The organism is Klebsiella sp. G-Nf4 (assembly GCF_002810615.1).
Taxonomy (GTDB): domain Bacteria; phylum Pseudomonadota; class Gammaproteobacteria; order Enterobacterales; family Enterobacteriaceae; genus Klebsiella; species Klebsiella variicola.
This window is the reverse complement of the sequence record NZ_PION01000001.1, coordinates 418,236-444,900: the sequence shown is the minus strand read 5'-3', so window position 1 is coordinate 444,900 and position 26,665 is coordinate 418,236. Positions and strand designations below refer to the sequence as shown.

Here is a 26,665-nt window from a genome sequence, read left to right as displayed (position 1 = left end):
GGTCATGTTCCTGCCATCACTATGCCGCCCGGAAAGCCGCGGGACAAATAACCAATATCTATGAACGATGCGTGTCAGGAATAAGTCCCGTCGCTTACTGGGCATCGGCGCTGTCACGCTGCGGCACGTCAGCCGCCGCGGATGACGCCTGCTGCGGAACAAAGATGTGGTCCAGAATGGCGCGCGCCGTCGGTCCGGCCACTACGCCATCCCCGCCGCCGTTCTCCAGAATCAGCGCCATCGCCACCTTCGGATGCTGATAAGGGGCAAACAGGGTATAGAAAATGTGGTCGCGCAGACGCACCGGGATCATTTTGGCGTTATAGGTCTGGTTTTGCTTCAGACTGAACACCTGCGAGGTACCGGATTTCGCCGCGATCTGGTACGGCGCGGTATGGAACAGCTTGTAGCCGGTGCCATTGGGCAGATTCGCCATTCCATACATGCCGTTGCGCACAATGCCCCAGTACGGCGATGTCGGATCACCCACCTGCGGCAGGTTCGCCGGCTGCTGATAACGTTCCACATGATTGCCCTGCTTCATCGAGTAGAGCAGATGCGGATCCTGCACCTTGCCATTGTTCAGCAGGGTGGTAAGCGCCTTGACCATCTGGATCGGTGTCGCGATCCAGTACCCCTGGCCGATGCCGACCGAGATGGTATCCCCCTGGTACCAGGGCTTTTTATGCACCCGCTGTTTCCACGCCCGGCTGGGCAGTACCCCGGCATACTCCTCATTAAGGTCGATGCCGGTGGACTGGCCGTAGCCGAACTTGCTCAGCCACTCATGGATCCGGTCAATACCCATCTCGAAGGCGACCTGGTAGAAAAAGGTATCAGCCGACTCTTCGATGGCTTTGGTCACGTTGAGCATCCCGTGGCCGGTCTTCAGCCAGTCGCGGTAGCGGCGTTCCGTGCCCGGCAGCGTCCACGTCGGTGCGCCGAAGAAGGTGGTGTTCGGGGTGATCACCCCTGCGGACAGTGCCGACAGCGCCATATAGGGCTTCACCGTCGAGGCCGGCGGGTAAAGACCCTGAGTGACACGGTTGATCAGCGGCCGGTCCGGATTATCGAGCAGCGATTTATAGGCCTGATAGCCGATGCCTTTGACGAAGGGATTAGGATCGTAGCTGGGGCTGGAAACCATCGCCAGCACGCCGCCATCCCGGGGATCGACCACCACCACCGCCGCGCGCTGCCCCTTCAGCACCGACTCAATATACTGCTGCAGGTGCAGGTCGAGGGTCAGGTAGAGGTTTTTCCCGGCCACCGGCGGTACCTCTTTCAGCAGACGCACCACCCGGCCGTGGTTATCCACCTCCACTTCCTGATAGCCAGTGGTGCCGTGGAGCGCTTTTTCGTAATAGCCCTCGATCCCCTGCTTGCCGATATTGTGGTCGGCAGCATAGTTCTCCTCTTCACCGTCTTTCGCCAGCCGCTGCAGGTCGTTGTCGTTAATTTTCGACACATAGCCCACCACGTGCGCCAGCTCGGCGCCGTACGGGTATTCGCGCTGCTGATAGCTCTCCACCGTCACGCCGGGGAAACGGAATTCGTTAACCGCGAAGCGCGCCACCTCCACGTCGCTGAGGTCGGACTTCAGCGTCACCGCTTTATAGCGGCTGTTGTGGTGCATATCGTCGCGGAAGCTGGCGATGTCATCCGGCGTCAGGTCGACGATCGGCGTCAGGGTTTGCAGCAGCGCGGCCATATCGGGAATTTTGCTCGGGATCACCTGCAGGCGATACAGGGTAATGTTCTGCACCAGCGGAATGCCGTTGCGATCGAATATCAGCCCGCGGCTGGGGGCGATGGGCAGCATCTTAATGTCGTTCTGGTTCGATCGGGTCTGGTAGAAATCATGCTGCTCCACCTGCAGATGGTAGAGGTTGACGATCAGCACGCCAAAGCAGACCACCACCAGCAGAAAAGCAATTGCGGCCCGGCGGATAAACAGCATCTCTTCCGCGGAGTGGTCGCGAATTTCATCTCTCAAAAGGGGCATTAGCGGTACATCACCTGAATCACAAGAAAAACCAACAGCGTAACGGCCGGGAAGCATAGCCTTATCGCGGCGCCAGCCCTACTGAAAGGTTGCTAATGATCTGGCAGAAATGTTTCAGCATGTTAGAGCGTGGGAAGCCTTTCTGTGTGGAAGAAAGGCTTCAGGGTGCGAGGGTAGCCAGCAAACGGTATTGCTGGCATCTGTTTACACGGTCAACCCGCTTATTTTCTGGCCTCAAAAGCGATCTTTACCGCCATCCCGGCCAGTACCGTCGCCATCAGCCAGCGTTGAAATTGTTGCCAGCCCGGCCGCCGCCCAAGAAATAGCGCCACCTGCCCGGCCAGCAAGATAATCATGCCGTTCACCGCTACGCTGATGATCGCCTGGGTACAGCCTAATATTAACGACTGACTGAGCACGCTGCCGAGTCCGGGGGTGATAAACTGCGGCAGCAGGGACAGATACAGGATGGCAACTTTGGGGTTCGCCAGGCTGGTGATAAATCCCATCAGAAACAGCTTACGCCCACTGTCCGCGGGTAAATCGCGCACCGCGAATATCGGCCGCCCTCCCGGTTTAATCGCCTGCCACGCCAGATAGAGCAAATAAGCGACCCCGCATAAACGCAAGGCATCGTAGGCGTAAGGGACCGCGAAAACCAACGCGGTGATGCCGAACGCGGCACACAACATATAGAAAAAAAACCCCACAGCCACACCGGCAAGGGAGATAAAGCCAGCGCGTTTTCCCTGGCAAATCGAACGCGAAGTGAGATACATCATATTGGGGCCTGGGGTTAACACCAACCCCAGCGCCACCGCGGCAAAGGCCATTAATGAAGCGAATTCAGGCATAACTTATCTCCAGATATCGGTAATGCCCAGGCGCGCGGCGACGGCGACCATGCTCCCCAACAGTATTCTGTCTTTAGCGCCAGTCACATGGTGCCTAAGTATTAGCTTATTCTGTGTCAGGCAACAACCCCTGCACCGGACATTCGCAACGGTTGCTCAACAGACAACCCTCATCTTTTTCTCGCAGTAAAATTGTCATATCTCAAACAATTAGCATTCCGATTGCCAGAATGCTGCAGATCGTTTCCTTTGCCGTCTCGTTACGTCTATGGTTAATGGTGAGGTTTATTTTACACCCTGGATCCGCCAGGTCCCATGAGAGGGTATTTCGCCCTTCGTTGAACGGAATTAGCTATTAAATCCGTAGACTCATTCAAATATCGCTTATTGGTAGCAGTGTATATCGTAATGGCATTCACAAAAGCAAACGGAGCCTGATATGAGCACGTCTAACGACCCATCCAACAACGCATCCGCCGGGAAGTGCCCTTTCCACGCCGAGACGCCAAAACAGAGCGCCGGCAGCGGCACCGGCAACCGCGACTGGTGGCCTAACCAGCTGCGTGTCGATCTGCTGAACCAGCACTCCAGTCGTTCCAACCCGTTGGGTGAGGATTTTAACTACAGGGAAGAGTTTAAAAAGCTCGACTACTCCGCGCTGAAAGCTGACCTCAGAGCGTTGCTGACCGACTCACAAGAGTGGTGGCCGGCAGACTGGGGTAGCTATATTGGCTTGTTTATTCGCATGGCCTGGCACGGCGCCGGCACCTACCGCACCGTTGACGGTCGCGGCGGCGCGGGCCGTGGGCAGCAGCGCTTTGCACCGCTGAACTCCTGGCCTGACAACGTCAGCCTCGATAAAGCCCGTCGCCTGCTGTGGCCGGTAAAACAGAAATATGGCCAGAAAATCTCCTGGGCCGATCTTTACATGCTGGCGGGTAACGTCGCTCTGGAAAACGCCGGCTTCCGCACCTTTGGCTTTGGCGCCGGTCGTGAAGATGTCTGGGAACCGGATCTGGACGTCGACTGGGGCGATGAGAAAGAGTGGCTGGCCCACCGTCACCCGGAAAGCCTGGCGAAACAGGCCATCGGCGCCACCGAAATGGGGCTGATCTACGTTAACCCGGAGGGACCGAACGCCAGCGGCGAGCCGCTGTCCGCCGCGGCTGCCATTCGCGCCACCTTCGGCAATATGGCGATGGACGATGAAGAGATTGTCGCCCTGATCGCCGGCGGCCATACGCTGGGCAAAACCCACGGCGCAGCTGAAACCAGCCACGTCGGCGCCGAGCCAGAAGCCGCCCCACTGGAAGCGCAGGGTCTGGGCTGGCACTCCAGCTACGGCAGCGGCGCAGGTGCGGATGCCATCACCTCCGGTCTGGAAGTGGTCTGGACGCAGACGCCCACCCAGTGGAGCAACTACTTCTTCGAGAACTTGTTTAAATACGAATGGGTGCAAACCCGCAGCCCGGCTGGCGCTATCCAGTTCGAAGCCAAAGACGCGCCGGAAATTATCCCGGATCCGTTTAATCCGGGGAAAAAGCGCAAACCGACCATGCTGGTCACCGACCTGACCCTGCGCTTCGACCCGGAGTTTGAGAAGATCTCCCGCCGCTTCCTCAACGATCCGCAGGCCTTTAACGAGGCGTTTGCCCGGGCGTGGTTCAAGCTGACCCACCGTGATATGGGGCCAAAATCCCGTTACCTCGGTCCGGAAGTGCCGAAAGAAGATCTGATTTGGCAGGATCCACTGCCGGCAGCGACCCACCAGCCGAGCGCTGAGGATATCGCCAGCCTGAAAACCGCCATCGCCGGCGCCGGCCTGTCGGTCAGTGAGCTGGTCTCGGTCGCCTGGGCGTCCGCCTCCACCTTCCGCGGTGGCGATAAGCGCGGCGGCGCCAACGGTGCACGACTGGCCCTCGCCCCGCAGAAAGACTGGCCGGTCAATGCTATCGCCAGCCGGGTGCTGCCGACTCTGCAGGCGATTCAGCGCGCCTCCGGCAAAGCGTCGTTAGCCGATATCATCGTGCTGGCTGGCGTGGTCGGCGTTGAGCAAGCTGCTGCCGCGGCAGGCGTTAGCGTTAACGTGCCGTTTACCCCAGGCCGTGTCGACGCCCTGCCTGAGCAAACCGACATCGAGTCGTTTGACCTGCTGCAGCCGCTGGCGGATGGCTTCCGCAACTATCGCCGTATCGAAGGCGGTGTATCGACAGAAACCCTGCTGATCGATAAAGCCCAGCAGTTGACGCTAACCGCCCCGGAAATGACCGTGCTGGTCGGTGGCTTGCGTGTACTGGGCGCGAACTACGACGGCAGCAAACACGGGGTATTTACCGACCGCGTCGGCGTGCTCAGCAATGACTTCTTCGTCAACCTGCTGGATATGGCCACCGTCTGGAAAGCGGCCGATGACCACGCGGAGCTGTTTACCGGTAGCGACCGTAAAACCGGTGAAGCGAAGTACAGCGCCACCCGCGTGGATCTGGTGTTTGGCTCCAACTCAGTACTGCGCGCGCTGGCGGAAGTGTATGCCTGCGCCGACGGGCAGCAGAAGGTCGTCCATGACTTCGTCGCCGCCTGGACCAAGGTGATGAACCTCGACCGTTTCGATCTGTAATCCCCCCGCCCCGGCAGCCGCCGGGGCGTTTTTCTCACACCGCCCGCGGCAACTGTTGCAGGCGACTCCGCGTACGCTGAATATCCTCCAGCTCCACCTCGGCCACCAGCGTCTCCAGATCGCAGCAGGTCACCAGCAGCAGGCGGATCTGCTTTTCATACAGCACATCAATCACGTTAATAAAGCGCTGCTGGGCCGCCGGCCCCACCGTAGCCAGCGGCGGCACCTCGTCCAGTAACCAGACGGTATAGCTTTCGCTGAGTGCCAGGTAGTCCATCACCGCCGTGGCGGCCTGACAGAGCTGGGCAAAGGTGAAGTGGAGCAGAGTGGGTGACGCCGCGGCCGCCAGCAGGGTGCGATAACCTACCGCCAGCGAAACCGGTTCGGCAGGCAGCGACGGCAGATCGTACAGCTGACGCTGTTGTGCATTCGGATTAACCCACATCCGCCCGCTGCAGAAGGCATTATCGACGCTCAGATGACGCTGGCGATAATCCTCCTCACCGTTCAGCGCGACGACCGCCAGGTGGGCGCGGATCAGCGCGATCGACGGTAAAAAGCGATCGTGATACAGCGGATTGGGCAGCAGCATCTCCGGCGGATAGTTTGACGTCGCCAACAGCACAATGCCGCGCTGAAAGAGATGCTCCAGTAAGACCTTGATCAGCATCGCGTCGGCGGGGTCGTGAAGATGAAATTCGTCGAAGCACAGCAGGCGACAGCCAGAGGTCATCTGCCTCATCACCGCCTGCAGATCGGGCGCCCCGGGGGCATTCAGCCGCTGATGTAGCTCGCGGAAGAAGTGATGAAAATGGACCCGACGCCGGGCGGCAAGCGGCAGGCTGGCAAAAAAGTGGTCGAGGATAAAACTTTTCCCCCGCCCGGTCCGTCCCCAGACATACAACCCCTGCGGCGTACCCGCCGCGGACAACAGCTGCTGGCCCAGAGCATCCAGGCGAGCGATCAGCGACAGCTGATCGTCATCGAGCGTCAGACGCGCCCGCGCCGCCTGCTCGGCCATCACACGGGTAAAGCGAAACTCAGCCGTCGTCTCTGTCTGCTCAGAATTCGACGCCATACGTCCATTGTTTAACATTCTTTTAACCTCCTGCGAGGAGGCCATTCTAGCCGCTTTCCCGCGGGTTGGCGAATCGCACAACGGGAAATACCGTCCGCGGTGATTTACTTCAATTCTTCGCCTGGCATGCGGCGAAAACCAGCATGAATCGCATTTTTCACGTTATACCGCGCGATCTTGCGCTAAAGATTGCGGCTAACGCGTAGGATTAAAAATTTAAAACTATTAACAATCAATTAACATTAGCAGGCAAACCATTCATCCTGAGGAATACAACACCATGTCTACCACCCAGGTTCTCGGCGGCGCGCCTTATGCCTCGCCAGGACAACCGCACGCCAGCTTAACCGGGCGCATTGATGCGCTGCCCGCCTCCGTCGGGTTATGGTCGTTTATCACCCTGCTCTCCCTCGGTGGCTTCTTCGAGCTCTACGACCTTTTCCAGACCGGGTATATCAGCGCAGGGCTGCTGGCCGACGGGATTTTCCACACCGGGCAGGCGGGGATATTCGGGATTGCCGATCAGGCGGCCTTTGCTTCCGCCACCTTTATGGGGCTGTTTATTGGCGCCAGTCTGTTGGCGCCGCTGGCGGACAGGCTGGGGCGCCGTCTGACGTTTATGGTGGCGCTCGCCTGGTACGGCCTCTTTTCGCTGCTGATGGCGACGCAGAGCAGCGCGGAAGGGGTGATCTTTTTCCGCTTTCTGGTGGGGATCGGCCTTGGCATTGAGCTGGTGACCATTGACACCTACCTCAGCGAATGGATGCCAACCCATCTGCGCAATAAAGCTTTTGCTTTCGCTTTCTTCATCCAGTTCCTGTCGGTTCCGGCGGTGGCGCTGATGTCCTGGATGCTGGTTCCGACCACCCTCTTCGGCCTCAGCGGCTGGCGCTGGGTGATCATCTTTGGCGCGCTGTTCTCGCTGGCGATCTGGTTTATCCGCAAAAAGCTGCCGGAGTCAGCGCGCTGGCTGGAAAGCAAAGGGCGGCATGATGACGCGCATGCGGTGATGAGTGAGATGGAAGCCCGCTGTGGTCTGACGCCGTCGCCGAAGCATGCGCATGCGGCACAGAGCGTCGTCAAACGCGGCACCTTCCGCGAGATCTGGGCGCCGCAGTATCGGCAGCGCACCCTGATGCTGATGGTGATGAACTTCTTCCAGGCGATCGGCTTCTTCGGCTTCGGCAACTGGCTGCCGGCGCTGCTCTCCGGTCAGGGAGCCAGCATCACCCACAGTCTGCTGTACGCCTTCTTTATCACCCTCGCCTATCCGCTGGGCTGCCTGTTCTGCACCCGCTTCGTGCATCGTTTTGAGAACAAGTGGCAGATTGTCCTCTCCGCGCTGATGACCGTCATCTTCGGGACCCTGTTCGCCCTGCAAAACAGCCCGATCCTGCTGGTGATCTGCGGGTTTATGATCACCTGGTCCAACGCCTGGCTGACCATCAGCTACCACGCCTATCAGGCCGAGATCTTCCCGACCCATATTCGCGCCCGCGCCGTCGGCTTCTGCTACTCGTTCAGCCGACTCTCCACCGCGGTGACCAGCATCCTGATCGGCATTATTCTGCAATACGCCGGCACGCCGGGGGTGATTAGCTTTATCGTCGTCAGTATGCTGATGGTGATGCTGTCGGTAGGGATCTTCGGCCCCAAAACGCGGGGTATTCGTCTGGAGAATATTTGACGGCTGTCGCCGCCGGAGCTGCAGGCGGCGACATATTTTATCAGTTGCGATGTTGCAGCTGGCGCTGAACCTCAATAAGCTCCGCGATCAACTCCCGCGCGAGCATAGAGGTCATTATATGATCCTGGGCATGTACCAGAATAAGATTAACCGGTACTTTGCCACAGCCCTCATCCATACCGATAAGCATGGTTTGTACATCATGCGCGCGTTTTGCGGCATCTGCGGCGTCCTGCATCAGCCTATCAACATCCTGCCACACTCCTTTTCTGGCGGCTTGCAGCGCCTGCATCGCCAGACTGCGGGACTCACCGGCGTTAATGATGAGTTCCATGACGGTTGCTTCCATATCCATACGGGTGCCCTACTTGTTGAGTGAACATTCATCCAGCAGCGCCAGCGCCGCATCAAGAATTTTATCGCCACGCATCATGCCGTAATCCATGCTATCGATAACGGCGACTCTCTTACCCACCGCAGCGGCCTTTTTGTTAAATTCTTCGAATTTATATTTAATCTGCGGCCCTAAAAGACAGCAATCGTAATTTGGTAACGTGCGGTCAAAATCATCCATTGAAACAGCAATAATATCGACAGCAATGCCTTTCGCTGCGGCCGCTTGCTTCATTTTATTCATCACCATGCTCGTTGACATGCCGGCAGCGCAGCACAAAAATATTTTTTTCATCTTATTTACCTGTTCCTGTAACGTATTATTGATGCTTATCTTTGAGATTTTGGTCTAAAAAATTAATAATAATTTTTGATACATCAGGCTGATACCACATCAAACCTGCGTGATCCGCCCCTTTCACCACGTAATGGGTGGACGGTATTTTTTTCGCTACCAGTGCCTCGTGTAAAAGCGTTGACTGGCTGGGTGAAACCACATTGTCGGCATCGCCGTTCATGAGCAGAAAAGGCGGCGTTTTATTCGAAATCCAGGTGATGGGATTAGCTCGTTTCGCCTTTTCGGGATAGGCGGAGATCGCGCCACCGCCTTGCCAGGGAATACCATTAACCAGCATCGCCTCTGGTATGGCCGGTGACTGATGCGCTTTTTGAATGTCCGCAGAAAAGTCAGCGCCGACTTTCGTCAGATCGGACAGGCCATAGAGATCAACCACCGCCTGCACATCGCTGCTTTGACTTGAATACTCTCCCTGGTCGAATTCCTTATGGCCGCTGGTGGTACCCACCATGGCGGCTAAATACCCACCCGCCGACTCGCCCATCACAGCGATATGGTTGGGATCGATGCCTAATTTTTCAGCATTGGCGCGTAAAAATCTGACCGCCGTTTTCGCATCTTCAACCATGCCCGGGAAAGTCACATTTGGTACGACCCGATAGGTAATGCTGGCGACGACATAACCGGCCCGGGCAATATCGACCCGCTGACCGATAAATTTTGATTTGGGCGCATCGAGAAAGCCGCCGCCGGTAATAAATACTACTGCGGGTAACGGTTTATCAGCATAAGGCTTGAGCAAATCCATCGTTAACTGGAGCGGTCGTCCCATGATATTTTGCGTAAATGAATAGGCAATATCAGGCACCATCTCGACGGCCAGAGCGCTGGGTTTAATAACGATAGTTTTGCTGTCTGTTAAAGGTGTTTGCGCAAAAGCAGACGGAATAATAAGCATCGTCAGCATAGCAGCGACGTGTTTGTTCATAGGGTAATATCCTGTAGTGATGTAGTAATGATTCAGAACCAGACTTCCATTCGATACCCGACTCGCCACTCCGAGTCTTCCGGCAATAACGTGACCTCTTTGTCCCCGCCTGCGTAGGTAACCGTCAAACTGAGAATCGGCGCGACATACGGTAAAACATCCAGCTGCAGGGCCGGGCCGGCGGCAATTTTGTAGCCGACGCCGCTGGCACCTTCGACGCCATTTTTATTGATAGTGTTATTCACCATGACTTCATACAACATGGAGAGATTTTGGTGATGAATATTTTGTTTAACGTTTACGCCGGTAAAGATCCCGGTTTCATTTGCGGAACCATAGGTCATGTCCCCCCCTGAATAACCTGTATCAGGTATAAAGGTGGTTCGGTCAGCAGTTTTTTCACGCTTGGTATATTCATAGATGAAAGCCGGCGAGACGGCAAAATCATCAAACAACGTCAAATTTCCATCGGTGGAAAAACGCATTGAAGAATCGCCCTCTTCGCTAAGGACGGTAATACGACTGGTGTTCAGATAAGGAGCAATAACCCCTTTACCATACTGTAATTTGACTGTCGATTGTCCCTTTGCCACTCCCCAAAAAGACGGCATGCTGTATTTCGCGGAAAAACTAATTGCTTTCTGCTTGCCAGTGCCCAATGGGTCATCAATTTCTTTAACATAGGTCATACCCAGTTCTGTCTGATCGATACGATAAGCCATATCAACGATGCGCCGCGAGCCTTCTATCGCCTGCGGCGCGGTATCGCTGGACCAGTCGATCTGGTCGGTACCAACGTTCAAATCAAAATTCTTACTGTTATAACCGAGGCCGGAATCAATATGCACTTCTTTGGTATTGTAAGCAAAGATATTAATACGTTGATCGAGGTAACGACGCCCAGCCCAAATGTTTGCGCCCTCGGGAAGAAAAGAGAGTCCACCAAAGCGCCCATAATTCTGTGCCGTTTCTACCGTTTTATCGCCGTAACCCACCATTTCATAGGTGTAATCAGCCCATTGCTCAGGAGAAGCCAGACCCTGCCATTTTTTAGTGATAGCCAGCGATGTCCAGTAATCGTGCCAGAAACTGTTTCCTAAATCGCCCATTTTGCCACGAGGATCCTGATTAGGTCCGGTGGGGTCGGTATGCAATGACATGTTTTTGGGACGGTTTAGTTCGCTCTGAAAATCTCCAGCCACCATGCCATATCCATTTAACTGGAAGCTGCCGTCGTCGCTTAGATTGGCCGCATGGCATAAGGTCGCAGGCAGAAAACATGAGATAACACCTGGAATAATAATTCTGGGGTTCATTCTTCAGACTCCATCGGGTAAGAGATATAAAATAAATAAAATTATTATTTTTATTGCTTATCTGATTTTATTTAAAGAATGCCACTCGTGTTATAACCCAGCTTGCCTTTTTATATATCGGCTGTTGCCGATTTTACTTATTACAAAAACATGCAATAGCATGAACGCTGTGAGCCAATTTACTATTCAGGAGTTCAGATCACGATACTCCTTAATACTCATATTATATTTCTCTTTAAATACTTTATAACAATGCGAGGCATTTTCATAACCCGTCATATTAATAACATCAATAATAGAGTGATTAGTATGCTTAAGGAGATGGATCAACACATCCAGGCGTTTTTCAACCAACAAATCGCTAAAGTTCTTACCGGTGAAGTCTTTTATCAGTTTACTCACTTTATAATTCGGCTGATTTAAACGACAGGAGATCTCTTTCAGGCTGGCAGTTTTATAATCTGTATCAATATATCTCAACACAGCCATGGCAAGTGATTCATTGTAACTGCCGTTGATATGGTAATCGCTGGCTTGCACATTCGAGAGCAGTTCGGTCATCAACAGGCCCACCAGGAAATTGACGCGTATCTCTTTTAAGTGGTTATTACTGTAGATCTCGCTGATGATGACATGCATAATGTTTTGAATTGCGTCGATTTCCCCCACTTTAAAGTGAATATGCTCTCCATGTTTTTTTCTGCCATTAATTGCTGAAAGGATAAAACGGGAAATGATGTTATTTTCGTCAAAAAGGGACATGAGCCGACCGAAAAATTCGGTCTTAATAATAAAATTGATGATAATATCATTCTGCCCTGCGGCTTCAATTTCGTGTCTGGCAAACTGGTTGATAAGCAGGATCTCACCCTTACCCAGAGTGAGACTTTCTTCATTAATCTTCTGATGCATTTTACCCTGATATATATAAATAAGCTCGATAAAGCCATGAGAATGCAACGGAATTTTAGTAAATCGGGTCTGCTTTTCAATATGAATGTAGTTGTCTTTGAAAAACCTTCGCTCCATATGGCTTTTGAATTTATGACACAGTTGATAGTTAGCGCGAAGCAGTTCGAGTTCTCTATCGGTATAAGCCAGTAGCTTTTCATGAATATCATGGTGTAACATAAAAGTACCTAACTGGAGCGAACGTTTGGGTATGCACTATCATTACAATAGTACTTTTATCTCACCTGCATCGGTAATGTCATAAAACTGATGATAGGTATCACAGTCTATCGGCGCAGGTAATTGTTTATTAAGTTGATACACTTTTGGTAATTTAAGGGTGCATTTTTTGAGGTTAAATGGCACTTTGATGACTAATTCAATGCCTTTTTTATAGCGCCGCCAGCGACACTCAATACGCCCTCTGATGGTTTGATGCCAGCAATCCACAAAGTTAATCGTCTCAGTAAAGGATGGACTGATTAAAATAACATCAGCACCAACCGCCTCCTCAGCGACGGTAATGCCGCCCAAAGCCTGAAACAGCCAGCTGGTATAAGAACTGAACATCGCGTGATTATTTGAACCATTCAGGTTATCACCGAAAAATTCCTTCAATGTGCTGGCATCATTTTTAAGCATTTTCTTGAATCCGGCTTCGACTCTTAACCATTCAAGGATTAATTCATTATGACCATAGCGATGGAATATTTCATAGGCAAAACTTTGGCCAAAAATCCCACAGGTGATAACATTTTGCTCTTTTTTGATGAGATCTATCAATGCGTTCAATGAACTCTCGATATCATCACACAAATCGAAGTAGATTGCAAAAACAAAGCTGGTCTGACTGCGATCGGCGAAGCTGCCATCCGTATTCTTATAGAGTGATAAAATTTTCTCTCTAATTTTATTGGCCTTACTAATATATTTTAGCCATTTTTCTTTTAAGCCAAGATCATCACATATTTTTGCGGTAATTAACAAATGGTAATAATAGAAACAAGCACTGGTGAAATGGAGAGCTGGCGAGCCATTTTTGTAATTACGCATATCATGATCGCGGCTTCCCCAGTCACCCAGGCAGCAGGTTACCAGGTCATCAAAGTCGCGCATTTCCAGGGAGAGGATTTGCTTCTCAAGAAATGGCAAGCTTTCGGCCAGCAGATTGATATTGCCATAATGTCGATAGTGAATGGCTATCAAATAAGGTAATACCAGTTGCCAGCCCAGGGGTCCCGTTTCCCCGCCAACGCCATTAGTTTTAATTCCCATAAATGGCGCAGTTTCGGTCACACCACCACAGGGACGAATATCATTGATAAAATCAAAGATAGTTTTCTTATAAATAGCGGCAGAGTCAAACTGATACACTTGCGACCGGGCCAACGCGACAATGTCTCCGCCATAGGCGAAACGTTCGCGGGCACAATCCCCGAAGACCGAATGAATATTATTCAATTTGGTTCTTTTAGCAACCTCAAAGAGCTTATTTATGTAAGGATCTGAGCAGTAAAAGCCCCCGTTTTCCCTTAGTACAGTATTTACCGAAAGTGCCTGAACATTGTTTAATTGTTCAATATTAATACCGCTTAACTGCACATAGCGAAACGAATGACAGGTAAAGGCATTGATAAAATGATTCTTCCCACTGCGGCATTCAAAGGCATCCTTCTGCTCCGCCCTCGCCGGTGCTCCAATTCCGCCGTCAATAATCACACCTTCAGTAACCTGTTTGCCGACAAATCCCGCAAGGGTGGAGTCAGTGTTTAGTTCGTAGTTTTCATCAACGTCTTCGCTATAGAGCAGTTCCACACGTTGATTCTCAGACGCGGTAATGGATAAATCGATAAATCCGGTGACGATGGCACCGAAATCAATAATGAATGTCTCTTCGTCTACGACGTGGATATGCACTGCCCCGAGAGACAACGTATGGTTAATTTTCGGAATAAAACTCGAGACCAGACGGCCTTCAGGCCCGTTGCTCAGCACCACATTTTTCCAGTCAGGTATCAGCAAATCGGTGGTGTTGTCTCCGCGAAACAGTTTCATATCCAGGCGCTCGCCCAAATAGATATTATTGAAGGTATAAGCGCCTTCGCAATATTGCCAGTCGGCATCACTACCGATGATTATTTCGCGATCTACAAACTTCATATAAATGTCAGCGATGACCTGTGGTTCACCGATGGTTAAGGTCTCTCTCAGGTTATATTTACCAAATAATTTAAGCGGCGCTGGATTAAACCAGCCATCGGCTAGCTCAACAATGACTTCATTTTTCGGCTGATTAATAAACGGCTTTATACTGTAAGTATCATAATAAATAATTTTAGCATAATTTGTCCAGTCAGTATTGAGCTCACCGCGTGTGACCTCTTTACCGTTGATATACAATTTATAAAAACCAAGACCAACAATGCTGATATAGGCATCAAGGAGGTCTTCGTCGAGATAAATTGTTTTTCTCATCACCACATTACGTTTACCGCGATAGTAATGAATATCATTAGTGAAGTGATGCCCACCGCTCACCCAGCGGCCAGAAAAATGGCCAAGGTTACTGGTTGTAAAACTGTTTCTAAAAACGTTGCTCTCACCATTGTCACCGTGGGTAAGGACTTCTATGGTATAAGAAGTAAAGCTTTGTAACGATATTCCATCGAGAGTGATAATTGTATTATTACCCTCTCTTGTGATAAGAGATACCAATTCGGCATCTTTATACACTTTTATCGAAAATGACTTTTGAGGATAATTGGTAGACCAGCACACCATAATTGGCAGATGATCGACAATAATGTTTTCCGTTTGGTAATTGATACTTAACATCTTTCCCACCATGGCTAAATTGGCGTTGCTGGCATATTTTTATGGAGCATTCAAATGGTATCCGTCTGATTTTCTTCCCGGCAAGCGACAAGATCGGCAGTCTTGAAGAAGAAATACCATCCTGCAAATCGCGCAAAAAGTCCTATAAATTGGAAAGCGGCAATTTTCCAGCTCCCCTGCATGAAACCAGAAATAATGATCGGCATGCCGGCCGGGGTACTCACCCCAGCGACGCGAGGCAATACGCCAATGACCGTTAGATACCATGCAATGCCGAGCATGATGCCATTGATAAAAATATAAGGAATCGCCAGAGTAAAATTCATTACCAGCGGCACGCCATAAGCCATCGGTTCGCCAATGGTGAAGATAGCTGGCGGCAAGGCGATCTTACCGAGCGTTTTATAGCGTGCGCTCTTCGCGAAAAAAGCGAGCATTATAGCCAGCGGCAATAAATCTCCAGCAGCGCCATAAGTCATAAAGAAAGCAAAGCCTGTGATGTTGGGTAAGTCGACGCCTGCAGCATACGCAGCAAGCTGCTGGGCATCCATGGCAAACCAGATCGGCGCTACGATACCAAGGGTGATAGCGTGGCCATGCAGCCCAAAAAACCATAGCAATTGCGCAATAACAGCAACAAAGATGAGTGACCAGATTCCGGATCCAAGTGATGTTAGCGGAACCTGGATTAATTTATAAATAATTTCGTGAATGCTACCATAACCGACACTGGTAATGACTGCGGAGATAATTGTAAACAGCGTCAGGATGGCGATTCCTGGAATCAATGAAGAGAACGATTTGGAGATAAATTCCGGAACGTTTTCTGGCATTTTGATAATCAACCCCTTACGGGTTATCGCCACGAATATTCGTGTTGAAATTATCGTCACCAGAATGGCGGTAAATAGCCCCATGGGCCCCAGCCATTGGCCAGGAATTGAAAATGATTGCCCTAATGGCCCTATCTCACCGAGATCATACGGCGTTAAAATAAAGAAAGAGATCATTGAGATCAGGCCTGACATGAAGCCATCAACATCGAAATTTTTCGCTAGCGTATAGGCAACGGAGAAAGCGACAATCACGGCTAAAAAATTATTCGTGAAGGTAATCGGGATATCAAAGAAGCGAGTTAAGTTGTGTCGTAACAAAAAATCCTGGTATGGCGCGAATGGAAACACTTTAACCAAAGTCGCCAAAGAACTCATAATTGTTACTGGCAATATGAGCATCATACCGCTCATAATTGACTTAAGATAGGTATTTTGACCAATGCTTTGCATCAGTTGCAAAGCCTTTTCTTGTACAATGTTGGTATGAGATGACATGTAAACAGTCCGTGATGTTATTAGTTTTCAGACATATTCATTTAACAATTCATATGCCGGCATGACATTAATGCATCATAATCTAACCAGGAAGTCAGCCTAATATATCATTATGGAGTAATACATATCGGTTGTTGTTAACTTAAATGACGGCTGTTGCCGTAGTTAATATTTGTGATGTGTACTGCAGGAGGGATAAAAAATTGTCATTAAAGCTTGTATCTTCTGGACAGCATTAAGCGGCACCGCAATACCACTTTTACCAACGGTCCTGCACAACCGGGGCTATATTGGCACTCTCCCATCAGAGGGTCGTTTAGACATTTTAGTGACAAGCCGCCAGGTCGGCGGCCCGGCCTCAGCCAAAAATCCCCTGCGCCTCGGCGAAGCATTTTTCCGCCAGGGTCGAGACCGGCTCTTGCTGGCGCATAATCAGCGCCAGCTGTGAATCGACCTGGCTTTCGGCAATCGGCAGAATGTCAAGATTGTCGCTGAGCGCTTCGAGGCCGTTGTTAAGCGGCATGATGGCGCAGCAGATCCCCGCCTGCACCGCCTGGATTATCTGAAACGTCGAATCGCTTTCAAAGACATATTTCGGCGTTAACCCTTTGGCCTTAAAGCTGATTTCTATGGATTCACGGTAGTGCATCCCCTTGGTCAGAAAGCCGAGGGGCAACGTCGACAGCGCCTCCCACCCCGGCGTCCCACCGCTGAAGTCGAAATGGCGTTTATCATGCAGGAGCCCCATCCGGGTTTGCGGCAACCGGGCGACCTTAAACAGGCGCTGGTCCAGATGCTGCAGATAGCAAATGCCCAGATCCAACTGGTTACGGCTGACGCCATCGATAATCTGCTCCGAGGTCATCGACAACAGGCTGAACTGCAGCGCCGGGTATTTCTCCGCCAGGGGTTTAATCAACTGCATCGGATTGAGGCTCGCCAGCGGCACCATACCGACCCGCAGCTGACCGACCATCTGCCCGCGGCAGATCGCCGCCTCAGCCGCCAAACCATCATGGGCGGCCAGCACCGCCCGCGCCCAGGCCAGGATCCGCTCACCTTCAGGGGTAAAACCCTCAAAGCGCTGGCCGCGCTGAATGAGCGTCAGGTTCAGCTCCTCCTCCAGATTACGAATGCGCATGGAGAGGGTCGGCTGAGTAATATGGCAGGCCGCCGCCGCCTGGCCAAAATGGCGCGTCTGATCGAGCGCGATCAAATACTTGAGTTGCTTAATATCCATTCTCTTTCCCGTTTGAACCCCGCCGTTCACCCCCGGGGCCGCGCACAGGTTACCAGAATGTTAGTTTCACTAGCGATAAATTCAAGCGAGGATATACAAGGCGCGGGGGCGCAGGACGGCGAGATGCCGCCCTGCACACTACCTTTTAGCGCACGCCGGCCAGCGGGCGGATCTCTTTCGAGCGCAGCGTCAGGCGAACGGGAACCGACTTATACGAAGGGGTGCCGCTCTCTTCATCCAGATAGTTCAGCGGCACCAGCACGTTGGCTTCCGGATAATAGGCCCCGACGGTGCCGGGCGCGATGCCGTAGGCTACTACCGTGATATCTTCCAGCGTCAGCTCGCTGTCTGGCAGCGCGGTATGAATATCTACCCGATCGCCATGTTCCAGCCCCTGGGCAGCCATGTCCTGTTCATTCATAAACAGCACATCGCGGCGGCCAAAAACGCCGCGGTAGCGGTCATCCATCGCGTAGATGGTGGTGTTGTACTGATCGTGACTGCGCAGCGTCACCAGGCGCATCACGTCCTCGCCCTCCACCACCACGTTCTCATGCACCCCTTTGAAGACCGAGAACATGGCTTTACCGGTGGCCGTTGGCCAGATGCGCTCGGTCGGCGGTAGCGGCATGCGAAAGCCCCCGGGATGGCGAATACGCTGGTTATACTCCTCGAACCCCGGAATGGTCTGTTCGATCCGATCGCGAATGCGGTCGTAATCTTCCACCAGATACAGCCAGTCCACTTTGCTGGCCGGCAGAGTGGCCTTCGCCAGACCGGCGACAATCGCCGGCTCCGAGCGCAGCGTCGGCGAGGCGGGCTTAAGCTTGCCCGACGACGCGTGCACCATCGACATCGAATCCTCGACGGTGATCGACTGCCGGCCGCTGGCCTGCAGGTCAAGCTCGGTGCGGCCCAGACACGGCAGAATAAAGGTCTCTTTCGCCGTCAGCAGGTGCGAGCGGTTGAGCTTGGTGCCGACGTGAACGCTAAGCTCAAGGCCGCGCATCGCCGGGAAGGCGCGTTCGTGATCCGGCATCGCCACGGCAAAGTTGCCCCCGAGGCAGATCAGCGCTTTGGCGTCACCGGCGATCATGGCCTCCAGGGCCTTTACCGCATCGTGGCCATGATGCCGCGGCGGCGTAATCCCCATTACCCGTTGCAGGCTGTCGAGGAAGGCCGCGGAGGGTTTTTCACTGATCCCAACGGTGCGGTTTCCCTGCACGTTTGAGTGGCCGCGCAGCGGACAGATCCCCGCTCCCGGCTTGCCGATGTTGCCGCGCATCAGCAGCAGGTCGGCAATCAGACGGACGTTGGAGGTGCCTTTGTTATGCTGGGTGATACCCATGCCGTAGGTGACGATGGTGGCCCTGGATTTGGCGTAAGCCACGGCGACCTGGGTCAGGGATCCACGCGTCAGGCCGGACTCCTGTTCGATATCCTGCCAGCGGGTGGCGTGCAGATCCTCGGCGAAGGCGGAGAATCCCTGGGTATGCTGGGCAATAAACGCGTGGTCGAGCACATTGCCCTGCTCCTCCTCCAGCTGCAGCAGCGCTTTGGCGATCCCTTTCAGCGCCGCCGCGTCGCCGCCGGCCCGCACCTGGTAGTAGGTCGAGGCGATCGGCGTCGAGCGCCGGGTCGCCATCTCCATCACGTTCTGCGGGTCGGCAAAACGCTCCAGCGCCCGCTCACGCAGCGGGTTAAAAACGATAATCGGCACGCCGCGGCGGGAAAGCTCATGCAGGGTGCCCATCATCCGCGGGTGGTTGGTGCCCGGATTATGGCCGATGGAAATCACCAGTTCGGTCTGGTCAAAATCGTCGAGGGAGACGGTGCCTTTGCCAATACCGATCGACTGCGGCAGGCCCACGCTGGTGGATTCGTGGCACATGTTGGAACAGTCGGGGAAGTTGTTGGTGCCATACTCGCGGGCATACAGCTGGAACAGCCACGCCGCCTCATTGGACGCCCGGCCAGAGGTATAGAACTCGACCTCATCAGGCTGCAGGCCGCGAAGGATCTCGCCGATGCGGGCGAAGGCCTGCTCCCACGCCACCGGACGCAGGGTATCGCTGGCGCGGTCGTAGACTAAAGGATGGGTTAAGCGGCCGTAGCCCTCCAGTTCGAAATCGCTCTTCGCCAGCAGGGAGGTCACGGTGTTGGCCGCGAGGAACGCGGGCGTCACCCGTTTGGTGGTCGCTTCCCAGGTCACGGCTTTGGCGCCATTTTCGCAAAACTGAAAAGTGGATTTATGCTCTTTATCCGGCCAGGCGCAGCCCGGGCAGTCAAACCCATCCGGCTGGTTAGTTCGCAGCAGCGTGGCGGGCGCCTCGAAGGCATCCATCTGGGTGCGCACAGCGATGGCCGTGGCCTTCAGCGCGCCCCACCCGCCTGCCGGGCCATCATAGGGGTGAACACCGGGCACCGCGCGTCTTTTGTTGGTCATCTTTTAACTCCTGCTGCTCTGTTCTGGCCGCCGCAGCCCGAAAAAAGGCGTACGACGGCCCCGGGCGACGTGGCGTGATATGCGCGGCGTCACCTGATTAGGATGCGGTTTCTCAAGGATAGTACGATGGGAAAGCGTAGGTACTGCGTTTGTTAACTGAATAATAACATACACCACAAACCTGTATAATTGATGTTATCTATCAGGTGTTAAATTTAACTTATTTGCAAATTTTCGCGCTTTTCGTCGCTGTGCGGTGACGGATAAAAGGCCCACGGGAAAGCGATGACCGGGCAGCGGAAACCGCCCGGTGGGTCTGGTTCAGGTCAGATTGAAGTAACGGTCCGGACGCAGCGTCTCCGGCAACGGATGTTGACCGGTCATGTCGAGCAGATTGCGCTCGATGGTGTTGCACATCGCGTTCAGCGGCAGGTCATTGGCAGCGGTACCGAAAGGATCTTCCAGTTCCTCCGCCAGCGAATCCCATGACAAAAAGGTGTAGGAGATAAACACCGAGACAAACGGCGTCATGTAGTGCAGATCGCCGACCAGGGCGAACGGCAGCAGCGTGCAGAACAGGTACACGGTGCGCTGCAGGATCAGGGTATAGGCGAATGGCACCGGGGTGGTGGCCAGCCTTTCACAACCGCCCAGCACGTGCGCCAGCTCATCGAGTTTGTTGTCCATCAGCCCGTAGGTGATGTCGCTGAGCTTGCCCGCCTCCCGCAGCTGGCCAATTTCGTTGCCGACCAGCAGCAGGATCCGGTTGGTGGGCATTGAGCTGGCGAGGATCTCCGCCACCTTGTCCTCCGGCAGCAACCGCCGCAGGTCAGCCGTCGGATCGGTTTTGCGCAGCTGGTGCTTCAGGCTCCAGCTAAAGGCCACCAGATAGCTGACGATGCGGCGATGGGCATCGTGTTCGGCCGGCAGGATATTACGCAACTGGCGTACCAGCGTGCGTTCGGCGATAAGCACCGTCCCCCACAGATTGCGCGCTTCGACGAACCGGCTGTAGCTGGCGCTGTTGCGAAAGCCGAGGAAAATCGCAATCGCAATCCCCAGCAGGCTGAACGGCGCCACCGTTAAGTGGATCCCCAGCTGCTCGTACCATTGATAGCTGATAATGGCGATGATGGACATCAGCACATTAAGCAGCAGACGAAAGATGATTTTCGACAGCACGGAGCCGTGCCAGTCAAATAAGCGAAGAAACCAGTGTTGTTCTGGCCGAATGATCATTGTCTGACTTCCTGAATTACCGCTCTGGTCATTATCTCTGAATAAAGAATAGAGATTATCTATGAACCGATTGGTTTATTTTATCGTTAACTGCGATGGGCAGATCTTCGCCATTATTTAGCGATGGTAATGGCGTTTTTAGTATGGGCCTTTTTTATATTTCAGGCAATCGATGCGCGGGCGCGTTACGCCAGCAATTAAGGCTCAGGGAAAAAATAGCCGCTGAGCCAATAAAATTGTCGCTTCAGGACACCGGGGGCGCCAGGCCGCTTTCGTCAGCCCCGCATAGCGCGCTGGGATCGAGATGCACCATCACATTGAGCACCGGATGCTGCGCCAGGACCCGCTCCCGCGCCTGACGGGCGATCTGGTGTCCCTCGGCTACCGACATCTCTCCCGCCACCTCGAGATGGACATCCACCAGCACCAGATCCCCCGCCTTACGGGTTTTCAAATCGTGCAGACCCGCCACGCCCGGCGTGGACTGCAGCGTGCCGGCGATCGCCCGCTGCGTCTCTTTATCGACGGCGCGGTCCATTAAATCGTGCAGCGCCGTGGCGGCGAAACGATAGCCCATGCGGGTGATCAGCAGTCCCACCGCCAGCGCGGCAAGCGGATCGAACCAGGCGAACCCAGCCAGATTACCGATAATCCCCAGCGCCACCACCAGAGATGACGCGGCGTCGGAGCGGGCATGCCAGGCGTTGGCGATGAGCAGCGACGAATTCAGCCGCGTGGCAGCCGCCAGCATATAGCGAAACAGACCCTCCTTGGCGGCCAGCGCCACCAGCGCCATCCACAGCGCCACGCTGTGCACCGCCGGAATCGTCTGCGGCTGCGCCAGGTGACCTGTCGCGGACCACAGCATGCCGACCCCGACCAGCACCAGGATCGCGCCGAGGATCAGCGAGGCGCCATTCTCGTAGCGCCAGTGTCCATAGTGGTGATCGTGGTCCGAGGGGCGACGGCTCTTTTTATTCGCCACCAGCACCACCCCATCGGCGACCAGATCGGAAAAAGAGTGCATCCCATCAGCAATCAACCCCTGTGAGCCAGAGAATATTCCCACCACAACCTGAAACACGGAAAGGAAAATATTGACCACCACGCTAATAAGGGTACTCTTTCGCGCCTGCATCGAACGCTCATGATATTTATTATCATTTTCAAAATTATGTTGTGTCATTATTTCTCTCCCTTTGTGAGCGGGAAGAATAAACTGACAAGCTGAGTTTATGCTTAACAATATAAAAGCCATTGCCTTTCCGTTTAACGATATCGGCGCTGTCGATTATTAATATATTCTGAAAGGGTGGCAGGACAGGTACAACCGCGCGCGGATGGGCTATCTTATGACTGGCCCGGCAGGTCGGGCCACTTTCTCTTCACCACCACAGGAGTCAGCGATGTCAGAGATCACCTCATCCCGGCTGCGTTTTGCCATTAACCTGGGCAACGCGGTCCTGGCCCATCTCGGGGAGACGGGGGAGCCCGCAGGCCTCACCGTCGAGCTTAGCCATCGGCTGGCGACGCGCTGGGGCGTCGCCGCCGAGTTCGTCCCCTATCCTGCCGCCGGAAAAGTGGTGGCTGACGCTGGCGGTGATCACTGGGACATCGCGTTTCTGGCCATTGACCCGGCCCGGGAAGCGACCCTGCGTTTTACGCCTCCCTACATCACCATCCAGGGGACCGCGCTGGTGAGAGCCGATTCGCCCTGCCAGAGCGTGGCTGACATGGATCGCCCGGCAACCACCATTAACGTCGGGCAAAACGCCGCTTACGATCTGTGGTTAACCCGTCATCTGCAGCACGCCAGCCTGAATCGCCTTCCCTCCTCGCAGGAAGCCATTGACGCCTTCCTCGCCGGTGAAGGGGATATGGTCGCCGGTATCCGACAGCCGCTGGAGGCGGCAGCCCGTCAGCACGCTGGGGTGCGGGTACTGGCGGATAATTTTACCGAGATCCAGCAGGCCATCTGCGTCGCCAGGGCGGATGTCGCTGGCTTCAACGCGGTGAATGACGCGCTCAGCGAGTGGCGGGCGGATGGCAGCCTGGAGGCACTGATTGCCCGACAGCTGGGCAAGGCGGAGTGACCTTCACTCCACTTCCATCCGGCGCATGGCGCAATGCCAGGCGCCGTTGCGTACCGAGGCACGGAGCACGCGGGCCACGCCATGCACCATCAGGCGCGTCGTGCGCCGCTGCAGCGGCGTGAGCGGCAGCCCCAGCATCTCCTGCGCCCATTCCGGCAGCAGATCGATCCCGGCGCGCATCATGACCTGACCCACCGGCTGGCTCAGCCTACCCGGCAGACGAGTAGAGAGCAGCACCTCGGCTACCTCCCGGGTACGTTCGTCACAGCGCAACTGCGGACGCATCGCCTCGAGATAGTCCGCCACTTCCTGCGGCGTCTGAGGGATGTCCTGGGCCCCCAGCCGGCGGGCGATTTCCGCCGACTCGCGGAAATAGTCCTCCTGGCGCTCGGCGCTGACCACCGTCCGCTTGTAGCGCAGGTGGGAGGCCATAAAGCGACTGCACTCGGCGACGTGCACCCAGGTCAACAGTGCCGGGTCGCTGGCCTGATAAGGCGTTCCGTCCTTATCCACCCCGCCGATCCGCTGATGGATCCCCTGCACTTTGGCGATGAGCCGCTCGGCGTCGGGGGTAGTGGCAAAGGTGGTGGCGGAAATAAACTGGCTGGTACGGCGCAGGCGGCCAAAGATGTCCTCACGGAAACGGGAGTGATCCCAGACGCCGGCCAGCGCCAGGGGATGCAGCATCTGCAGCAGCAGCGCGCTGATGCCGCCGCAGAGCATCGAGGTAAAATCGCCGTGTACCTGCCAGATGGCCGACTGCGGACCAAACAGCCCTGGCTCCCCTTTAGGCTGTTCAAAATCGATCTCTTTTAGCGCCATGCCGGTCAGGCCGAGCACCTGCGCCTCGATCATCCCGCGAATGCCGATCATGATGGTGTCCCTTACGTTCAACTAAAGGACAAAAGATACCACTATTGGGCAGGCAGGGAGAGATATCGCGGAGAGGGTGCCCGCTGCGCGCGGGCACGACAGCTTACGGATTCAGCTGGTAGTCGAGAGTGATATTGGCTTTCAGCACCTGCGATACCGGGCAACCGGCCTTCGCTTTCTGAATGATCTCATCGAACGCCGCCGGCGCAACGTCCGGCAGAACAATCTGACTTTGCAGCGCGATGTCGGTTATCGCAAAGCCGCCGTCGGTTTTATTGAGGGTGACCACCGCCGTCGTGTCGATTGACGTTGCGGTATAGCCCTCTTCGCTGAGCATCAGCGACAGAGCCATTGAGAAACAGGCGGCATGCGCGGCGCCAATCAGCTCCTCAGGGTTAGTGCCTTTCACCCCTTCAAAACGGGTGTTAAAGCCGTAGGGCTGCTGGCTCAGCGCCCCGCTCTCTGTCGACACGGTGCCTTTGCCATGTTTCAGATCGCCTTCCCAGTGCGCCAGCCCTTTCTTATGAATCGCCATGTGACTCCTCCTGTGATGATGTCGAACAAAAAGTATAGTGCGTGATGCCGAACCTGCGCCTTTTCTGCGGCCTGGGCATCACTGTGCCCTTAAGGATCTCGTGGTCAGCCTCGCTAACGGCCATCGTGTGGATGATAAGGATCGGTTTTGTCGTCCTTGCTGTCGTCCCGTTTACGCGGCACTTCGCCATGCTCAGCAGGCGCTTCTCGCGCAGGATGCTTTCCGCCCTGCTCGCCTTGTTTACTCATATCGGTATTCTCCGCTTGCGTAGGTTACTTAGGCGACTGCTTGAGCAGACGATCGACACGCACCACCGGCGGCGTCATTTTGCGATCGAGGCTGCCGTTGATGCTGACCAGATCGTCAGGCTCTACGTGCTGTTCGTTAAAAGCGGCGGCCGGAATGATGGCGGTGATGGTGCCGCTTTTATCGCGAAACTGATAACGGTCATTTTCCCCTCGGGTGAGCAAATTACCGCGCAGTGAAATAGTCGCGCCATCGTGCATGGTTTTCGCCTGCTCAACGGTCATGATCCGGCCATCCTCGACGCCGCGATAGCCGTCATCCAGTTTGTGCGGCGGCGGCGGTGCGGCATCCTGACTAAAACCGCCCTTATCCTCCGCCTGTGCAATACCCACGGCGAGTACACAGGCCATAGCGAGCGCTAATTTTTTCATCATCCCTCCGTCATTTTATAAGTGATTAGAATAAAGCCTGGCTGAGGCTATCCACTTTTACAAAGTCAATTGTTCTGATATCGACTAATATAAGAATGTCCTTATCGTTACGCTGTTGCCGAAACGAAACGCGGGGGAAATAATAATGATTAAGAATCAACAGGATTGTCCCATCGTTGACGAAAATGAACGAGCACTACGCTTCGAATATCGATTCCGGCGCTATGGGATAATTGTTCTGAGTCTCATCATTCTTACCGCACTAAGCGGTCTGTGGTCCTCCGGTTATTTCAGTGAAGCGCACCGGGAAAGTGACGCAGGTGAATTAAGCGTCGATTATCAACGCTATGCCAGACTGATGAGTGAAACCGAAGTGAATATCCAGATTAAACCCGATGGGGGGAATGAAAACATTATCAGCTTCACCGCCCCGTTTTTATCGCGCTACCAGGTCGGTGATATCCGCCCACAGCCGGATAAAATGTACAGCGCCGAGGGGAAATTATACCTCGTGTATCAGCAAACGGCCAACCGCTTGCCGATGTCGGTGTGGTTATCCATTACCCCAAAAACAGCCGGCAATATTTCCCTGCAGGCGGCAGTGAACGATCGCGCGCCTGTCACCTGGAACCAGTTTGTCTATCCCTAGGAGTGGCTATGGAAATGGTCCTCAGAGCCGCAGCAATCTATTTTATCCTGTTGATTATTTTTAAGATTGCTGGAAGAAGAACGCTGATGCAGTTAACCAACTTTGATCTAATATTGCTGCTGATAATTAGCGAAGCCACCCAACAGGCGATGCTCAGCACAGACTATTCAGTCACCGGTTCGATGCTCACCATCGTCACTCTGGTGGGTGTTGATATTTTATTCGGCTATATTAAGAAACGCTTCTCGCAGGCGGAAAATTTCATTGATGGTAGCCCGGTTATTGTGGTGGAAAATGGTGCTGTCATCGACGAAAAGATAAATCTCGTCAATATCTCTGTCGATGATATCCTGCTGGCAGCCAGGCAGCACCATGGGATTTATGAGCTCAAAGCGATCAAATTCGCTATCCTCGAGCGTAACGGCCAGATATCCATTATTCCTGAAAAGGAATAGTCTCAATTTTATTTATCGCGCTCCGGTTGTTTATCACCCGATTCCGGGGCGCGGGTGGCGTCATCCTCTTCTTTTTCAACGCTAAGCATATTTAATGTCACCATT

At 54.0% G+C, this 26,665-nt stretch carries 21 protein-coding genes, 2 pseudogenes and 1 riboswitch; of the genes and pseudogenes, 5 read left to right on the top strand and 18 right to left on the bottom strand.

Features of this window, described 5'->3' with window-relative positions:
- Positions 1-94: 94 nt before the first annotated feature.
- Both mrdA and CWM57_RS02230 read right to left on the bottom strand, forming a co-directional pair.
- Entirely contained in the window at positions 95-2,005 is a 1,911-nt protein-coding gene (mrdA, locus tag CWM57_RS02235; protein WP_165784122.1) for a penicillin-binding protein 2, read from the bottom strand.
- Between the two features lie 221 nt (positions 2,006-2,226).
- Entirely contained in the window at positions 2,227-2,859 is a 633-nt protein-coding gene (locus tag CWM57_RS02230; protein ID WP_100675543.1) for a LysE family translocator, read from the bottom strand.
- 17 nt (positions 2,860-2,876) lie between these two features.
- Positions 2,877-2,956, bottom strand: a riboswitch (ZMP/ZTP riboswitch).
- Positions 2,957-3,298: 342 nt separating this feature from the next.
- Here CWM57_RS02230 and katG point away from each other — a divergent pair.
- Positions 3,299-5,476: a catalase/peroxidase HPI gene (gene katG, locus CWM57_RS02225; protein ID WP_100675542.1), complete on the top strand. Its 2,178-nt coding sequence runs from the start codon at positions 3,299-3,301 to the stop codon at positions 5,474-5,476.
- Between the two features lie 34 nt (positions 5,477-5,510).
- Here katG and zapE read toward each other — a convergent pair whose 3' ends face one another.
- Positions 5,511-6,572: a cell division protein ZapE gene (zapE, locus tag CWM57_RS02220; protein ID WP_100675541.1), complete on the bottom strand. Its 1,062-nt coding sequence runs from the start codon at positions 6,570-6,572 to the stop codon at positions 5,511-5,513.
- 262 nt (positions 6,573-6,834) lie between these two features.
- On the opposite strand from zapE, the gene CWM57_RS02215 reads away from it, so the two are divergent.
- Positions 6,835-8,241 (top strand): MFS transporter, encoded by a 1,407-nt coding sequence (locus CWM57_RS02215; RefSeq protein WP_100675540.1) that lies wholly within the window; start codon positions 6,835-6,837, stop codon positions 8,239-8,241.
- 40 nt (positions 8,242-8,281) lie between these two features.
- Here CWM57_RS02215 and CWM57_RS02210 read toward each other — a convergent pair whose 3' ends face one another.
- From CWM57_RS02210 to CWM57_RS02160, 11 genes and pseudogenes are all read right to left on the bottom strand, one after another.
- On the bottom strand, positions 8,282-8,596 hold the full coding sequence (locus tag CWM57_RS02210) for a PTS lactose/cellobiose transporter subunit IIA (protein ID WP_004180041.1): 315 nt from the start codon (positions 8,594-8,596) through the stop codon (positions 8,282-8,284).
- 9 nt (positions 8,597-8,605) lie between these two features.
- Positions 8,606-8,929: a PTS sugar transporter subunit IIB gene (locus CWM57_RS02205; RefSeq protein ID WP_025711521.1), complete on the bottom strand. Its 324-nt coding sequence runs from the start codon at positions 8,927-8,929 to the stop codon at positions 8,606-8,608.
- A 35-nt stretch (positions 8,930-8,964) separates the two neighbouring features.
- Positions 8,965-9,920, bottom strand: a pseudogene (locus CWM57_RS02200) (alpha/beta hydrolase fold domain-containing protein).
- A gap of 32 nt (positions 9,921-9,952) precedes the next feature.
- Positions 9,953-11,236: a carbohydrate porin gene (locus CWM57_RS02195; protein WP_070611552.1), complete on the bottom strand. Its 1,284-nt coding sequence runs from the start codon at positions 11,234-11,236 to the stop codon at positions 9,953-9,955.
- A gap of 186 nt (positions 11,237-11,422) precedes the next feature.
- Entirely contained in the window at positions 11,423-12,367 is a 945-nt protein-coding gene (locus CWM57_RS02190; protein WP_004180047.1) for an AraC family transcriptional regulator, read from the bottom strand.
- Between the two features lie 42 nt (positions 12,368-12,409).
- A complete protein-coding gene (locus CWM57_RS02185) occupies positions 12,410-15,022 on the bottom strand; it encodes a family 78 glycoside hydrolase catalytic domain (RefSeq protein ID WP_100675538.1) in 2,613 nt (870 codons plus the stop codon).
- 50 nt (positions 15,023-15,072) lie between these two features.
- Positions 15,073-16,308 carry a PTS sugar transporter subunit IIC gene (locus tag CWM57_RS02180; RefSeq protein ID WP_165784148.1) on the bottom strand — a complete coding sequence of 412 codons (1,236 nt, stop codon included), beginning with the start codon at positions 16,306-16,308 and terminating at the stop codon, positions 15,073-15,075.
- Positions 16,309-16,711: 403 nt separating this feature from the next.
- Positions 16,712-17,593, bottom strand: a complete 882-nt coding sequence (locus CWM57_RS02175) for a LysR family transcriptional regulator (RefSeq protein WP_100675536.1) — start codon at positions 17,591-17,593, stop codon at positions 16,712-16,714.
- A gap of 145 nt (positions 17,594-17,738) precedes the next feature.
- Entirely contained in the window at positions 17,739-20,039 is a 2,301-nt protein-coding gene (locus CWM57_RS02170) for an FdhF/YdeP family oxidoreductase (protein ID WP_100675535.1), read from the bottom strand.
- Between the two features lie 321 nt (positions 20,040-20,360).
- Complete coding sequence (locus tag CWM57_RS02165) at positions 20,361-21,278, bottom strand: bestrophin family protein (RefSeq protein ID WP_049163577.1); 918 nt, start codon at positions 21,276-21,278, stop codon at positions 20,361-20,363.
- A gap of 264 nt (positions 21,279-21,542) precedes the next feature.
- A pseudogene (locus CWM57_RS02160) lies at positions 21,543-22,464 on the bottom strand (cation diffusion facilitator family transporter); the annotation flags it as partial.
- A 220-nt stretch (positions 22,465-22,684) separates the two neighbouring features.
- Here CWM57_RS02160 and CWM57_RS02150 point away from each other — a divergent pair.
- Positions 22,685-23,371 (top strand): ABC transporter substrate-binding protein, encoded by a 687-nt coding sequence (locus CWM57_RS02150; protein WP_100675533.1) that lies wholly within the window; start codon positions 22,685-22,687, stop codon positions 23,369-23,371.
- Between the two features lie 3 nt (positions 23,372-23,374).
- Here CWM57_RS02150 and CWM57_RS02145 read toward each other — a convergent pair whose 3' ends face one another.
- The 4 genes from CWM57_RS02145 to CWM57_RS02135 form a co-directional block, all read right to left on the bottom strand.
- Complete coding sequence (locus CWM57_RS02145; protein ID WP_074385754.1) at positions 23,375-24,244, bottom strand: oxygenase MpaB family protein; 870 nt, start codon at positions 24,242-24,244, stop codon at positions 23,375-23,377.
- Positions 24,245-24,347: 103 nt separating this feature from the next.
- Positions 24,348-24,779 carry an OsmC family protein gene (locus CWM57_RS02140; RefSeq protein ID WP_008804765.1) on the bottom strand — a complete coding sequence of 144 codons (432 nt, stop codon included), beginning with the start codon at positions 24,777-24,779 and terminating at the stop codon, positions 24,348-24,350.
- 113 nt (positions 24,780-24,892) lie between these two features.
- Positions 24,893-25,027 carry a hypothetical protein gene (locus CWM57_RS27355; protein WP_074385753.1) on the bottom strand — a complete coding sequence of 45 codons (135 nt, stop codon included), beginning with the start codon at positions 25,025-25,027 and terminating at the stop codon, positions 24,893-24,895.
- A gap of 24 nt (positions 25,028-25,051) precedes the next feature.
- A complete protein-coding gene (locus CWM57_RS02135) occupies positions 25,052-25,456 on the bottom strand; it encodes a YdeI family stress tolerance OB fold protein (protein WP_074385752.1) in 405 nt (134 codons plus the stop codon).
- 145 nt (positions 25,457-25,601) lie between these two features.
- Between CWM57_RS02135 and CWM57_RS02130 the strand changes: the two genes are divergently transcribed.
- Together CWM57_RS02130 and CWM57_RS02125 are read left to right on the top strand one after the other, a co-directional pair.
- A complete protein-coding gene (locus tag CWM57_RS02130; protein ID WP_074385751.1) occupies positions 25,602-26,105 on the top strand; it encodes a hypothetical protein in 504 nt (167 codons plus the stop codon).
- Positions 26,106-26,113: 8 nt separating this feature from the next.
- The gene (locus tag CWM57_RS02125) at positions 26,114-26,560 is read left to right on the top strand and encodes a DUF421 domain-containing protein (protein WP_061154478.1); all 447 of its coding nucleotides are present in this window, start codon (positions 26,114-26,116) and stop codon (positions 26,558-26,560) included.
- Positions 26,561-26,665: the final 105 nt, after the last annotated feature.

What these genes read in the sequence shown, in the direction of transcription:
- mrdA (WP_165784122.1), bottom strand. Translation starts at nt 2,005, where the DNA reads ATGCCCCTTTTGAGAGATGAAATTCGCGACCACTCCGCGGAAGAGATG.
- CWM57_RS02230 (WP_100675543.1), bottom strand. Translation starts at nt 2,859, where the DNA reads ATGCCTGAATTCGCTTCATTAATGGCCTTTGCCGCGGTGGCGCTGGGG.
- katG (WP_100675542.1), top strand. Translation starts at nt 3,299, where the DNA reads ATGAGCACGTCTAACGACCCATCCAACAACGCATCCGCCGGGAAGTGC.
- zapE (WP_100675541.1), bottom strand. Translation starts at nt 6,572, where the DNA reads ATGTTAAACAATGGACGTATGGCGTCGAATTCTGAGCAGACAGAGACG.
- CWM57_RS02215 (WP_100675540.1), top strand. Translation starts at nt 6,835, where the DNA reads ATGTCTACCACCCAGGTTCTCGGCGGCGCGCCTTATGCCTCGCCAGGA.
- CWM57_RS02210 (WP_004180041.1), bottom strand. Translation starts at nt 8,596, where the DNA reads ATGGATATGGAAGCAACCGTCATGGAACTCATCATTAACGCCGGTGAG.
- CWM57_RS02205 (WP_025711521.1), bottom strand. Translation starts at nt 8,929, where the DNA reads ATGAAAAAAATATTTTTGTGCTGCGCTGCCGGCATGTCAACGAGCATG.
- CWM57_RS02195 (WP_070611552.1), bottom strand. Translation starts at nt 11,236, where the DNA reads ATGAACCCCAGAATTATTATTCCAGGTGTTATCTCATGTTTTCTGCCT.
- CWM57_RS02190 (WP_004180047.1), bottom strand. Translation starts at nt 12,367, where the DNA reads ATGTTACACCATGATATTCATGAAAAGCTACTGGCTTATACCGATAGA.
- CWM57_RS02185 (WP_100675538.1), bottom strand. Translation starts at nt 15,022, where the DNA reads ATGTTAAGTATCAATTACCAAACGGAAAACATTATTGTCGATCATCTG.
- CWM57_RS02180 (WP_165784148.1), bottom strand. Translation starts at nt 16,308, where the DNA reads ATGCAAAGCATTGGTCAAAATACCTATCTTAAGTCAATTATGAGCGGT.
- CWM57_RS02175 (WP_100675536.1), bottom strand. Translation starts at nt 17,593, where the DNA reads ATGGATATTAAGCAACTCAAGTATTTGATCGCGCTCGATCAGACGCGC.
- CWM57_RS02170 (WP_100675535.1), bottom strand. Translation starts at nt 20,039, where the DNA reads ATGACCAACAAAAGACGCGCGGTGCCCGGTGTTCACCCCTATGATGGC.
- CWM57_RS02165 (WP_049163577.1), bottom strand. Translation starts at nt 21,278, where the DNA reads ATGATCATTCGGCCAGAACAACACTGGTTTCTTCGCTTATTTGACTGG.
- CWM57_RS02150 (WP_100675533.1), top strand. Translation starts at nt 22,685, where the DNA reads ATGTCAGAGATCACCTCATCCCGGCTGCGTTTTGCCATTAACCTGGGC.
- CWM57_RS02145 (WP_074385754.1), bottom strand. Translation starts at nt 24,244, where the DNA reads ATGATCGGCATTCGCGGGATGATCGAGGCGCAGGTGCTCGGCCTGACC.
- CWM57_RS02140 (WP_008804765.1), bottom strand. Translation starts at nt 24,779, where the DNA reads ATGGCGATTCATAAGAAAGGGCTGGCGCACTGGGAAGGCGATCTGAAA.
- CWM57_RS27355 (WP_074385753.1), bottom strand. Translation starts at nt 25,027, where the DNA reads ATGAGTAAACAAGGCGAGCAGGGCGGAAAGCATCCTGCGCGAGAAGCG.
- CWM57_RS02135 (WP_074385752.1), bottom strand. Translation starts at nt 25,456, where the DNA reads ATGAAAAAATTAGCGCTCGCTATGGCCTGTGTACTCGCCGTGGGTATT.
- CWM57_RS02130 (WP_074385751.1), top strand. Translation starts at nt 25,602, where the DNA reads ATGATTAAGAATCAACAGGATTGTCCCATCGTTGACGAAAATGAACGA.
- CWM57_RS02125 (WP_061154478.1), top strand. Translation starts at nt 26,114, where the DNA reads ATGGAAATGGTCCTCAGAGCCGCAGCAATCTATTTTATCCTGTTGATT.